Raw genomic sequence first — 12,794 nt, forward strand, 5'->3', positions numbered from 1 at the left:
GCACTCCTCATTCTGTAACCGCCACGGTATTGATCAGCCTTTTTATTTCCGGCACACAGGAGCCGCACTGGGTCCCGCAGCCCAATTGTTTCTTGAGTTGATTCAGGTCGAGGCCGCTTTCGATGCCGCTCACTACTGCGCGCTGGCTGACGTTCATGCAGTTGCACAAGGTCCTGTCGCGGGGCTGCGTCGAGTCTTTGCCGGGCTCAGTGCTCAATGGTGCGAGCAGCCAGCGCCGCAAAGAGGCATCGACGCGCTCCTCCAGCCATAACGTCTGCAGCCAGTGCCTTGCAAGTGTTTCACCGGCCAGGCGGATGGCGGTAATGCGGCCGTTGTCGATTCGTACCCGTTTGCCGATCGAGCGCGTGGGGTCGTCATAAACCATTACCGGCCCTTCATCCAGGCCCAGCACCTGATCAATCCGATGCAGCAGCATCGGATCAGGTGCTTCGGCGCTGGCGGCGCGTATGACCAATGCAGGTCGCTCTCGTCCCGCAAGGCCCATGCTCAAATAGACAAAGGCATCGCACAGTGGGCGCAGTTTTTCCATCTGTTGCTGTACGTTGCCCTCTACAAGGGCGAAAAACTGCCAGGGCAGGTGAGCTTTTTCGATTCTGACCCCGGAATGTTTGAGTTCCGGTTGTTTCGAGACCGGATCGAACGCTGGTTGGGTAAGAACGTTCATGCCGCCTTTGAGGAACCTGTCACCCCAGTGCATCGGCAAGAAGGCCTGACCGCACGCGACACTCTCATCACTGCCGACGGGCAGCAGCAACTCGCCGCGCCGGCTGATCAGTTTGACCAGATCGCCGGATTGTATGTCATGGCGCAGAAGGTCCTGCGGGTTGAGGCTCAACAGCGCCTCGCTGACATGGCCGAACAAGCGTGCAGCGGTGCCGGTGCGGCTCATGCCATGCCAATGGTCGCGCAGCCTGCCGGTGTTGAGTGTCAGTGGGTAGTCAGCATCACGCAGTTCTCTGGCGGCGATGTAGGGCTCTGATAAAAACTGCGCACGGCCCGAATCGGTTGGGAAAATACCCTTGGTGTACAGGCGCGGCGTGCCGACGCTGGCACCGCGGGGGAAGGGCCATTGCTGCGGACCGTGAAGATCGATGAGCTCGCGGTCGATTCCCGACATATCCAGATCCCGTCCGGCCGTCAGGCCCTTGAATTCATCGAACAAGGCCTTGGGCGTGGTGAAGTCGAAGAGTGCGGGTGCGTCGGGTTGCAGGCGCTTTTGCAGGCGCTGGGCGAAGTCTACAGTGATCGCCCAGTCGGAGCGCGCCTTTCCTGGCGCTGCAATGGCCTTACGCACATTGGAGATGCGCCGTTCCGAGTTGGTCACCGTGCCTTCTTTCTCACCCCAACTTGCAGCAGGTAGCAACAGGTCGGCATAGCGCGCCGTTTCGGTCGTCTTGAAGGCTTCCTGAAGCACCACAAACGGACAGGTTTCCAGCGCCTGTCTGATCCTGTTTTGATCGGGCAGTGATTGTGCCGGGTTGGTGCAGGCGATCCATAGTGCCTTTATCGTGCCGTTCTGTAACTGCTCGAACAGTTCGATCGCCGACAGGCCAGGGTTGGCAGGCAGGCTTTCGACGCCCCAGTAGGCTGCAACTTCGGCACGGTGTTCGGGGTTGGTAGCGTCGCGATGGCCGGGCAGCAGGTTGGACAGGCTGCCTGTTTCACGTCCGCCCATGGCATTGGGTTGGCCGGTAAGCGAGAAGGGGCCTGCCCCGGGTCGGCCTATTTGCCCCGTCGCCAGGTGCAGGTTGATCAGTGCGCTGTTTTTGGCGCTGCCCGCAGTGGATTGATTCAATCCCATGCACCACAGCGACAGAAAGCCCGGGGCTTCGCCTACCCAGCGGGCGCAGATGTGCAGCTGTTCCTGCGTAATGCCGCAAAGGGTCGCCACGCGTTCAGGCGAATAGTCTCGCACCAGTGCTGCCAGCTCTTGATAGCCCTGCGTGTGTTCGGCAATAAAGTCGAAATCGATCAGGTGTTCGCTCATCAGCACATGAAGGATGCCGTGAAACAGCGCAACGTCGGTGCCTGGCTGAATCGCCAGGTGCAGGTCTGCCAGCTCGCAGGTATCGGTGCGCCGCGGGTCGATGACGATCAGTTTCATCTGCGGGCGACGGCTTTTCGCTTCCTCCAGGCGACGAAACAGAATCGGGTGTGCGTAAGCCATGTTGCTGCCGACGATCATCACGCAGTCGCTCAGGTCTATGTCTTCATAGCTGCATGGCGGTGCGTCGGCGCCGAGGCTGCGTTTGTAGCCGGCGACCGCCGAAGACATGCACAGCCGTGAGTTACTGTCGATATTGTTGGTGCCAACCAGTGCGCGCGCCAGCTTGTTGAATGCGTAGTAGTCCTCGGTCAATAACTGACCGGAGATATAGAACGCTACGCTGTCGGGGCCGTGTTCGCGGATGCTGTCGGCGAACACATTGGCAGCGTGCTCCAGTGCGGTATCCCAGTCGGTGACGCTGCGCGCCAGGCCTTTGCTCAGGCGCAGTTCCGGGTATAACGCGCGCGCGTCGATGTCTCCGGTCAGATGCAGGCTTGAACCTTTGCTGCACAGCTTGCCGAAGTTGGCCGGATGCTTCGGATCGCCGCTGACGCCGAGAATATGCTCGTCGTCATGCTCGATCAGTACGCCACAGCCCACACCGCAGTAGCAGCAGGTGGACGCGGTAACCCGAGGTGTCTGAATGGCAAGGCTGGTCATGCGCAGGTGGCCTCTGGTGCGGCGGGTTTACCGAACATCAGGTGATTGCGTATCGCATCGATACCTTGTCCATCACGGATCTGCTGCAAATACCAGTTGCCGTCTGCGGTATCGCCGTAGAGGCATGCACCGACCAAAACGTCGTTCTTGATCACCAGTTTCTTGTAGACGCCGCTGACGGGGTCCGAGAGGGTGATGCTTTCAGTGCCTTCGGCACCCAGAAAATCCCCGGCGGAAAACAGGTCGATGCCGGTGACTTTCAGCTTGGTCGAGGTCACCGAGCCCGGATAACGAGCGAAGCCCAGTTGCGCAAGGTGATTGGCGCAGACCCGAGCCTGTTCGAACAGTGGCGCCACCAGCCCATAAGCGATGCCTCGATGGCTGACACATTCGCCAATCGCATAAATGCGCGGGTCGTAGGTCTGCAAGGTGTCGTTGACCAGAATTCCACGGTTGCAGGGCAGGCCGGCCTGTTCGGCCAGTTCGGTGTTGGGGCGTATGCCTGCGGCCATGACGACCAGATCGGTATCAATCACATCGCCGTTCTGGAATTGCACGGCTCTTACGCGGCCTTGATCGTCGCCGAGCAGGGCTTCGGTCTGTTCGTTGAGGCGAAAACTCAGGCCGCGTTTCTCAAGAGCTGCTTGCAGCATCAGCCCGCTGGTCTTGTCCAGTTGGCGCTCCAGCAGGGTCTGGCCGTTATGAATCACGGTGACGTGCATGCCGCGCATGCTCAAGCCATTGGCAGCTTCCAGGCCGAGCAGCCCGCCGCCGATGACGACGGCGCGCTTGTGCGTGACGGCAGTGTCGATCATCTGGCGGGTGTGGCCGATGTCGCGGTAGCCGATGACGCCCTGCAGCGTGTTGCCGGGGATCGGCAGAATAAAAGGGCGCGAACCGGTGGCGATCAGCAGACGATCATAAGGGGCCTGGGTGCCGTCATCGGCGACCACGACACGTTTGATGCGGTCAATTTTCACCACGCGACGGTTGAGCAACAACTGGATGCCGTTGGTTTCGTACCAGGCCAGATCGTTGAGCACGATGTCTTCGAAATTCTGTTCGCCTGCCAGCACCGGGGACAGCAGGATGCGGTTGTAGTTGGGATGTGGCTCGGCACCAAAGACTGTGATGTCGTACAGGTCTTCGCTCAGTTTCAGCAACTCTTCGAGTGTGCGCACGCCTGCCATGCCGTTGCCGATCATCACCAGTTTGAGTTTTTTCATCTTACCTCCGAGTCACCACAGCGCGTGCTCGACACGTTTCGCGCAAACAAAAAAAGGCGTCCCGCCAGTTGCCTGACGGGGACGCCTTTGTCCGGTCCCGTTATCTCGGGAGGCGCAACCTTCATCGTTGAGGGCTGCGCGTTATGAATGATCTGCTCAAGTCCATGCAGCGCTTGTGCCAACTTCCATTCGCCGGGGACAAGGGTTTGCAATCGATTCTTCAGCCTATTTCTGCACTGCGTTGAGGCGTGCTGCACAGAAGCAGGGCGGGCCAGCCTTAATGACGGCCGATGAGCCAGATCACAATCACAAGATTAAGCAGCATCGACACCAGCGCCAGGGTTCGCCAGACTTTCAGCGGTTCGCGTTCCAGCAGCGGGCGCGGCTTTGTCACCACCGGGCGATGCTCGGCCTGCTCCAGCTCCAGCAACCACTGTTCGGCGGTTTCGTAACGCTGGGTCGGGTCAGCCTGCAGAGCCTTGTCCAGGCTCTGGCTCAGCCATTGCGGCAGATCCGGTCGATAGCGGCTGGCGGGTATCGGTGTGCCGAAGCGGCGATGCTGAAAGGCTTCGATCTCGCCGTAGGGGTAGTGACCCGTCAGCAGGTAGTACAACGTGACCCCCGCTGCATACAGGTCTTGCTGCGAATGCGGCTCTGCGCCATTGAAGGCTTCCGGTGCTATATAGCTCGGTGTGCCGGGCAGGTCCTCAGCGTTGGCGGTTGAAAGACCCGGACAGAACGCCAGACCGAAATCCAGCAGGCGCAGCTCACCATCGCCGGCCAACAGCAGGTTTTCCGGTTTGATGTCGCGATGAATGATATTGCGTCGATGCAGCAGGCCCGCTGCCCGTAACAGTCGAGTGGCGAGGTCCTGCCACCGGGCCAGCGGCAATGGCCCGTCGCGCGTGAAGACCTCGGCCAGTGTGCTTCCGTAATACTCGCGCATGACGTAGTACAGATGCTGACGGTCTGTCAGCGGATGAATCTCGGGAAAAAACCGTCCGGCAACCCGGCGCAAAAACCACTCTTCAAGCAATAGACCCTGGCCGGCACCGGCTTCGTCATGCCGGCTGGCCGGGAGGGTTTTCAGCAGCCAGGGCTGGTCATGGAGGTCGGTGACGCGATAAACAATCGACTGGCGCGATTGCGCCACGATGTTGCCGACCTTCCAGCCTTCGAAGCGCTGGTCGGCCTTGAGTGCTGGTGGCAGTGGCCATTGCTGCAATTGCAGCAGGGTATCGCCCAGATCGTCCTCGCCGAGGCCGTCGACCTGAATGACCAGCGCGCTGGCATTGTCCTGGCTGCCCGCCAGATGCGCCGCGCTGACCAGGGTTTTTACCGCTGAGTCGAGATCGTCTTGCTCGGTCAGAATCGAGCGGATGCTCGCGTCGCCAAGGGTGGCCCAGACACCATCGCTGACCAGCAACAACCGCTCACCTTCACACAGTTCGCCGTCCAGATAATCCATGACCACGTACTGATCCAGGCCCAGCGCGCGCCTGAGTACATGCTGCATGTCGGCCTGTTCCCAGACGTGGTCTTCACTGATGCGCGTCAGCGTCCCGGCCTGCCAACGATAAGCTCGGCAGTCACCGACATGAGCGAGGGTGAAGCGTCGGCCGCGCAGTACCAGAGCGCTGAGGGTGGTCAACAGGCCGTTGGCCAGCAGCCAGCGATTCTGGGCCAGTAGCAGGCGATCGAGCGACTGGGCCACGCCCCAGGTTTCCGGCGTGGCGTAATAGTCGAGTGCCAGCGCCTGCAGCGTAGACTGCGCAGCCAGTGCGCCATCGGCGCACTGGCTGACGCCGTCGGCGAGGGCGAACAGGTAGCCTTTGCTGGCAGCCAGTGCCGGGGCTGGAGTTACCAGGCGCAGAGCGTCCTGGTTCTCCGCTCGCGGACCGCTGGCGCTGAACTGGGCAAACTGAAGTTGCAGCGCCATGCGCGGCTCAGACCCGTGCCGCAGTCACGGCAGCCGAACCCCAGGTGGTTCTCCAGCGGCGTTTGACGTTCAGCAGGCCAAACCAGGCCAGGACCGCCAGGCCTGCAAACAGCCACAGGCCCAACTGATAGTCGCCGGTGTTCTGTTTGATGGTGCCCAGCCCGGCTGCCAGCAGGAAGCCGCCGATACCGCCGGCCATGCCGATCAGCCCTGTCATGACGCCGATTTCCTTGCGGAAACGCTGCGGTACCAACTGGAAGACTGCGCCATTGCCAGCCCCCAGCCCCAGCATCGCGGCCACGAAAAGGGCCAGTGCTGCCCACGAGCTCGGCAGGTTGAAGCCCACCGCTGCGATCCCGATGGCCGCAACGGCGTACATCACGGTCAGCGTGCGAATCCCGCCAAAGCGATCAGCCAGCGCGCCGCCGAGGGGGCGCATCAGGCTGCCGCCGAAAACACAGGCGGCGGTGTAGTAGCCGGCAGTGATCGGGCTCAGGCCATATTGATCATTGAAATAGCCGGGCAGGGCGCTGGCCAGGCCGATGAAGCCACCGAATGTCACGCTGTAAAAAAACATGAACCACCAGCTGTCACGATCCCCCAGTGCTTTGAGGTAGTCCGCCATGGATTTGGGTTTGCTGCGCTCTGGGGCGTTGCGCGCCATGAGGCTGAACGCAATCAGGGTCAGCACCAGCGGGATCAGCGCCAGGCCGAATACGTTGCCCCAGCCGAAACTCGCGGCCAGCACCGGCGCAATCAGCGCGGCCAGTACGGTGCCCGAATTGCCCGCGCCCGCGATGCCCATTGCCTTGCCCTGATGTTGCGGTGGATACCATTGCGACGCCAGGGGAAGGGCGACGGCGAATGAAGCGCCGGCCATACCCAGGAACAACCCCAGCAGCAGTACCTGCCCGTAGGTATGAATGCCCAGTTGCCATGCCGCCAACAGCGCGCCGATGACAATCACCTGGCCGATGATGCCTGCGGTCTTGGGCGACAGCTGGTCAGCCAGCAAGCCCATGAAAAAGCGCAGCACCGCACCCGCCAGAATCGGCGTGGCGACCATAAGGCCGCGTTGCTGGGTGGTCAGGTGCAAGTCAGTCGCAATCTGTACCGCCAGCGGGCCGAGCAGGTACCAGACCATGAAGCTCAGATCGAAATAGAGGAACGCCGCAAACAGGGTCGGTTTATGGCCGGCTTTCCAGAAACTTGTATCCATGTGCACACCTCATCATCTGCTAGTTAGTCAGTCGGGCCATGACCGCGACAGGGGATATTCCAGACGCTGTGGTGGAGTGTTCCGAATGACGGCGACCCCACCGACCCCCTTCACCGGGGCCAAAACGCAAAAGACGTCGCCTCTCTGTCCACGTGAGCGAAAAGAGATGAGCGACGTCTTTGTCGTAAATCAAGGTGATAGCCGCCGTTGGCTATCGGTGCGGTTGCTAAAGCAAAAGACGGGCCAATGGAGCGGCAAGCGCTTCGCCACGAGCTTCGGGCAATTTAGTGACGTTCGCAACGTATGCCATGACCTTGAATCGGGCGACGGCTGGTAAAGGCGCTGCAAAAAAGGGCGTTGAGGCCAGCGCCCATTTCGGTCGCTTGCAGTAGCGCCAAACGGGCGGGACCTCATCTTGCCGGAAGAGTAAAGTTAATATCAACCGGTTTGATAATGACCGCGCACGGCAGGATTGATGAATGATTTATCGGGTGTTCAGAGCATGTATATATTATTTGCCAAGTGCCACTATTTTAGGTGTGCGGTGCTGTCGTAATGATGCTGTTTCGATGCCTTTGTATGACGGGCTTAATAAGCAATGATCATTCCGTTTAAAAGAGGATTGATGCAGTTTTTATTGTCGCTCCGAACGTGCCCGGTAAATATTTAATTTACTTTCCAAATGATCTCTGACAGCATCCTTATTGCCGCGAACAACGCGGGCCATCGATGACGAAATGGCAATTCCACTCTTCACTCTATAACGGCTGGTACGTTCAGGCTGTTTGTCACATTGGCGACATGATTACCGTGACGGTAATCGACTACTCGCTCTTTTCTGCCGGTTTTCTGCACGCGGCAATGTGCACCTGGCGAAATAGAGTCCTGCTCTGAATACATCCCGGCATCGCCACCCTGCGTGCCGTGTTGTTTCCTCTCTGCGCCGCTTCTACAGGCGCTCATACATAAAGGACATCATCATGAGTAACATCAATTACGCAGCGACAGTCTGGTCCCGGGCTGATGCGCTGAAGGTCAATGAAAATGATCCGACCACCACGCAGCCATTGGTACGGGCTGATTTCCCGGTCATGAGTGATACCGTATTCATCTGGGACACCATGCCGTTGCGAGAGCTCGACGGCACCGTGGTTTCAGTCAACGGTTGGTCGGTGATCGTCACGCTGACGGCCGACCGCCACCCCGACGATCCTCAGTACGTCGGTGCCAATGGCCGCTACGACATCAAGCGTGACTGGGAAGATCGTCACGGCCGGGCACGCATGTGCTATTGGTACTCGCGTACCGGTAAGGACTGGATCTTCGGTGGCCGTGTCATGGCCGAAGGCGTATCACCCACCACCCGCGAGTGGGCGGGCACACCGGTATTGTTGAACGATAAAGGTGATATCGATCTGTACTACACGTGTGTAACGCCGGGGGCGGCGATTGCCAAAGTACGTGGCCGTATTGTGACTTCCGACAAGGGCGTGGAGTTGAAAGACTTTACGCAAGTCCATACCTTGTTCGAGGCCGACGGAAAGTATTACCAGACCGAAGCGCAGAACGCGACCTGGAACTTCCGCGACCCCAGTCCGTTTATTGATCCTCAGGATGGCAAGTTGTACATGGTTTTTGAAGGTAATGTCGCCGGCGAACGCGGCTCGCATACAATAGGGGCCACTGAACTTGGCCCTGTGCCGCCGGGTCATGAAGAAGTGGGCGGTGCCAGGTTTCAGGTGGGTTGTATCGGCCTGGCTGTCGCGAAAGACCTCAGTGGCGATGAATGGGAAATACTTCCGCCACTGGTTACTGCCGTTGGCGTCAATGACCAGACCGAGCGCCCGCATTATGTCTTTCAGGACGGCAAGTATTACTTGTTTACCATCAGCCACAAGTTCACCTATGCCGACGGTGTTACCGGGCCGGATGGCGTTTACGGGTTTGTCGGCGAACACCTGTTCGGGCCTTACCGGCCGATGAATGCTTCCGGCCTTGTGCTTGGCAATCCGCCTGCCCAGCCATTCCAGACTTACTCACACTGCGTGATGCCGAACGGTCTGGTGACCTCGTTCATCGACAGCGTACCCACCACGGGTGAGGACTATCGCATCGGCGGCACCGAGGCGCCGACGGTCAGAATCCTGTTGAAGGGCGACCGCTCGTTTGTGCAGGAAGAGTATGACTACGGCTACATCCCGGCGATGAAAGATGTGCGGCTGAGCTGACACGCCACGTCAGCGTGATATCTGAAGAGCGCCTGTGCGAGCAGGCGTTCTTCGTTCGTTCAGCCCAGCAGTTCGCTCATTGCGATAATCTGCTCGGCCACCTGAATCAGCTTCTGCTGGCGACTCATTGCCTGCCGCCGCATCAGCGTGTAGGCCTCCTCCTCGTTGCAATCCTTCATCTTCATCAGTAGCCCCTTGGCCAGTTCGATGCGCTTGCGCTCGGCCAGTTGCTGGTCGCGGGCATGCAGTTGTGCACGCAACGCTTGATCGCTTTCGAAGCGAGCCATCGCCACATCCAGAATCGGTTGCAGCCGCTGGGCCTGGATACCTTCGACGATGTACGCGCTTACCCCGGACTTGATGGCCTGGCGCATCACCCCCGGATCGTGCTCGTCGGTAAACATCACGATGGGTCGCGGCTGGTCACGGCTGACCAGCACCACTTGCTCCATCACATCGCGTCCGGGGGATTCCGTGTCGATCAGGATGACGTCCGGGCGCACCGCTTCGACGCGGGCGGGCAGGTCAATGGTCAGTCCGGATTCGTCGATCACCTCGAAACCGGCCTCTACCAACGCAGACTTGAGGCGGCCGACCTTTCGGGGCGTGTCATTGATAAGCAGGATGCGCAGCATGGTCACGTTCTCCGTCAGCGACTGGCCATCGCGGGCGCATTGTCGGCCAGCGAGTGGAGCTTGAAGCTACGTGCGTAGCCAGCCGGATCACTGCCGTCCCAGATCCTGCCATCGATCAATTGACTGCTGCGCAGGGTTGCACTCGGGGCGTCGATGCCCAGCGCGCCAGCCGCCTGACGGTACAGGTCCAGCTGCTGGACACGGCTGGCGACAGCCAGATAGTCCGGGTCTTCACGCAACAGTCCCCAGCGCCGGAACTGCGTCATGAACCACATGCCGTCGGACAGCCAGGGATAATTGACCTGTCCCTGGTCGTGGAAGCTGACGGCGTGGGGGTCCTGCCAGCGATTGCCAAGGCCGTCGCTGTACTGGCCGAGCAGACGCGGCTCGATGCAGTCCAGCGAGGTGTCCAGGTAATCGGCACCGCTGAGTAATTGTGCGGTGCTGCGCCGGTTATGATCGCTTTGCTCGATGAAACGACTGGCTTCAAGCACCGCCATGATCAGTGCTCTGGCCGTATTGGGGTTCTGCTCGACAAACTCGCGGGTGCAGCCTAAAACCTTGCCTGGATGATCCGGCCAGATCGCCTGGCTGGTCGCCATGGTGAAGCCCAGCTGTTGCTGCACTGCACGGGCTCCCCAGGGTTCGCCGACACAAAAACCGTCGATTCGCCCGGCCCGCAGGTGTTGCGCCATTTGAGTGGGCGGCACCACGACACTGTTCACATCATCAAGTGGATGAATGCCCTGGCTGGCGAGCCAGTAGTAGAGCCACATGGCGTGGTTGCCGGTAGGAAAGGTCTGGGCGAAGGTCAGTCTTGAACCGCTTTGGTGCGCACGTTTGTCCAGTGCCTCAGGAGTGGTCACGCCAGCCTGCTGCAATTCGCGGCACAGATTGATGCACTGGCCGTTCTGGTTGAGGCCCATGAGGATGGCCATGTCGGTCGCGGCGCCGCCGCCGATCCCCAGTTCGACGGCATAGATCAGCCCATACAGGCTGTGTGCAGCCTGGAGCTGTCCGCTGACCAGTCTATCGCGCAGTCCGGCCCAGGAGGTCTGACGTTGAAGGTTCAGGCTGAGCCCGTAAGGCTGGGCGAAACCCTGGGTTGCAGCGACCACCAGCGGAGCACAGTCGGTCAGAGCCATGAAGCCCACGTCCAGGCTGTTCATTTCCGGGGCATCGCTACCGGCCACCCAGTCCAGCGCATTGCTGGTTCGTTCAGTCATAGCAGCATTTCATAAAAAGCCCATCCAGAAAAAAGGCGTCGTCCGACCCGATGCCGGTGCGCTCTTCGTTATATACAAGTCTGTTTTGATTCTGGCCGGAGGTCGTACGAGCGAACAAGGCGGATCGCCGCCCCGGTCGCCCCTGCGCCCTTCGGGCAGAAGCGTGAAAAACCCTGTGTTCGGGTTCTCTCGGACTTATGTATAACGCTGAGTGCCAGCGCAAGTGTCGAAGCGACGCCATTGTCCATGCACCGCTCCGCCATTGGAGTGAGTGCTTGCTGATAGCGGTTTCAAGCAAGGCATATGCCATCGTCGGGGAGGAACGGGCAACAAGTTTGTCGCATGCCTCGCCTGACAGGCCTGCACACGTCTATAATCGCCACCCTGAATTCAGCTGCTCACGAGCCCATCCCGCCATGTATAACCTGGCCCGCCAGTTACTGTTCAAACTTTCCCCGGAAACCTCTCATGACCTGTCGCTGGACCTCATCGGTGCAGGCGGACGGCTGGGCCTCAATGGCCTGCTGAGCAAGTCCCCGGCGAAGTTGCCGGTGAGTGTCATGGGGCTGGACTTTCCCAACCCTGTAGGGCTGGCAGCGGGTCTGGACAAAAATGGTGCGGCTATCGACGGCTTTGCGCAACTGGGCTTCGGCTTCGTCGAGATCGGCACGGTGACGCCACGTCCCCAGCCGGGCAACCCCAAGCCGCGCATTTTCCGTCTGCCGCACGCCGAGGCGATCATCAATCGTATGGGCTTCAACAATCTGGGGGTCGACCATCTGGTGTCCCGCGTCGAAGCTGCAAAGTATCGTGGCATTCTGGGCATCAATATCGGCAAGAACTTCGACACTCCCGTCGAGCGTGCGGTGGACGATTACCTGATCTGTCTGGACAAGGTGTACGCGCACGCCAGCTACATTACCGTCAACGTCAGTTCACCCAACACGCCTGGGCTGCGCAGCCTGCAGTTCGGTGATTCGCTCAAGCAACTGCTCGAGGCACTTAGCCTGCGTCAGCAGGAACTGACGCAACGGCATGGCAGGCGCGTGCCGCTGGCGATCAAGATTGCTCCGGACATGAGCGATGAAGAAACCGTGCTGGTGGCGTCTGCATTGATCGAGTCAGGCATGGATGCGGTGATTGCCACTAACACAACGCTCAGCCGCCAGGGCGTGGAAGGGTTGCCGCATGGCGACGAAGCGGGAGGGCTATCGGGCGCGCCGGTTCGGGAGAAAAGCACGCATATCGTCAAGGTGCTGGCCGCTGAACTGGCGGGTCGTCTGCCGATCATAGCTGCGGGCGGTATCACAGAAGGCAGGCACGCTGCCGAGAAAATCGCTGCGGGTGCCAGCCTGGTGCAGATCTATTCCGGTTTCATTTACAAGGGCCCTGCGCTGATTCGAGAGTCGGTGGACGCCATTGCGGCAATGCCAGGCAGCGCGTTGAATAAGTAGAAGGTAAAAAAAAGGGGCTCCTCGAGAGAGCCCCTGGGCGTTGGCCCGCCGCCCGGGTCGGGCGTGCATGGTACAGGTGTGAATCAGTCAATCATGTTGATGGCCCGACAGAGGCCTGACAGTCTTTATGTGAATCGCC

At 59.9% G+C, this 12,794-nt stretch carries 7 protein-coding genes and 1 pseudogene; 2 read left to right on the forward strand and 6 right to left on the reverse strand.

Annotation, left to right across the window (positions count from 1 at the left end):
• Positions 1–7: 7 nt before the first annotated feature.
• The 4 genes and pseudogenes from MME58_RS10760 to MME58_RS10775 all read right to left on the reverse strand — a co-directional run bounded on the left by MME58_RS10760 (position 8) and on the right by MME58_RS10775 (position 7,112).
• Complete coding sequence (locus MME58_RS10760) at positions 8–2,728, reverse strand: nitrate reductase (protein WP_055006472.1); 2,721 nt, start codon at positions 2,726–2,728, stop codon at positions 8–10.
• 20 nt (positions 2,729–2,748) lie between these two features.
• Positions 2,749–3,954, reverse strand: a pseudogene (locus tag MME58_RS10765) (NAD(P)/FAD-dependent oxidoreductase); the annotation flags it as partial.
• Between the two features lie 277 nt (positions 3,955–4,231).
• Positions 4,232–5,893, reverse strand: coding sequence for a bifunctional protein-serine/threonine kinase/phosphatase (locus MME58_RS10770; protein WP_055006471.1), 1,662 nt, complete (start codon positions 5,891–5,893; stop codon positions 4,232–4,234).
• A gap of 7 nt (positions 5,894–5,900) precedes the next feature.
• The gene (locus tag MME58_RS10775; RefSeq protein WP_054985919.1) at positions 5,901–7,112 is read right to left on the reverse strand and encodes a nitrate/nitrite transporter; all 1,212 of its coding nucleotides are present in this window, start codon (positions 7,110–7,112) and stop codon (positions 5,901–5,903) included.
• A gap of 980 nt (positions 7,113–8,092) precedes the next feature.
• On the opposite strand from MME58_RS10775, the gene MME58_RS10780 reads away from it, so the two are divergent.
• On the forward strand, positions 8,093–9,340 hold the full coding sequence (locus tag MME58_RS10780) for a glycoside hydrolase family 68 protein (RefSeq protein ID WP_055006470.1): 1,248 nt from the start codon (positions 8,093–8,095) through the stop codon (positions 9,338–9,340).
• Positions 9,341–9,399: 59 nt separating this feature from the next.
• Here the strand turns inward: MME58_RS10780 and MME58_RS10785 are convergent, their stop codons facing one another.
• Together MME58_RS10785 and MME58_RS10790 are read right to left on the reverse strand one after the other, a co-directional pair.
• Entirely contained in the window at positions 9,400–9,975 is a 576-nt protein-coding gene (locus MME58_RS10785) for an ANTAR domain-containing response regulator (RefSeq protein WP_054985917.1), read from the reverse strand.
• A 14-nt stretch (positions 9,976–9,989) separates the two neighbouring features.
• Positions 9,990–11,201 carry a CmpA/NrtA family ABC transporter substrate-binding protein gene (locus MME58_RS10790; protein ID WP_055006469.1) on the reverse strand — a complete coding sequence of 404 codons (1,212 nt, stop codon included), beginning with the start codon at positions 11,199–11,201 and terminating at the stop codon, positions 9,990–9,992.
• A gap of 416 nt (positions 11,202–11,617) precedes the next feature.
• On the opposite strand from MME58_RS10790, the gene MME58_RS10795 reads away from it, so the two are divergent.
• Positions 11,618–12,655 (forward strand): quinone-dependent dihydroorotate dehydrogenase, encoded by a 1,038-nt coding sequence (locus MME58_RS10795; protein WP_055006468.1) that lies wholly within the window; start codon positions 11,618–11,620, stop codon positions 12,653–12,655.
• Positions 12,656–12,794: the final 139 nt, after the last annotated feature.

It is taken from the genome of Pseudomonas syringae pv. tagetis (assembly GCF_022557255.1).
GTDB lineage: Bacteria > Pseudomonadota > Gammaproteobacteria > Pseudomonadales > Pseudomonadaceae > Aquipseudomonas > Aquipseudomonas caricapapayae.

Excerpts from the sequence above, each read along its gene's own strand:
- MME58_RS10760 (WP_055006472.1), bottom strand. The coding sequence starts at position 2,728 with ATGACCAGCCTTGCCATTCAGACACCTCGGGTTACCGCGTCCACCTGC.
- MME58_RS10770 (WP_055006471.1), bottom strand. The coding sequence starts at position 5,893 with ATGGCGCTGCAACTTCAGTTTGCCCAGTTCAGCGCCAGCGGTCCGCGA.
- MME58_RS10775 (WP_054985919.1), bottom strand. The coding sequence starts at position 7,112 with ATGGATACAAGTTTCTGGAAAGCCGGCCATAAACCGACCCTGTTTGCG.
- MME58_RS10780 (WP_055006470.1), top strand. The coding sequence starts at position 8,093 with ATGAGTAACATCAATTACGCAGCGACAGTCTGGTCCCGGGCTGATGCG.
- MME58_RS10785 (WP_054985917.1), bottom strand. The coding sequence starts at position 9,975 with ATGCTGCGCATCCTGCTTATCAATGACACGCCCCGAAAGGTCGGCCGC.
- MME58_RS10790 (WP_055006469.1), bottom strand. The coding sequence starts at position 11,201 with ATGACTGAACGAACCAGCAATGCGCTGGACTGGGTGGCCGGTAGCGAT.
- MME58_RS10795 (WP_055006468.1), top strand. The coding sequence starts at position 11,618 with ATGTATAACCTGGCCCGCCAGTTACTGTTCAAACTTTCCCCGGAAACC.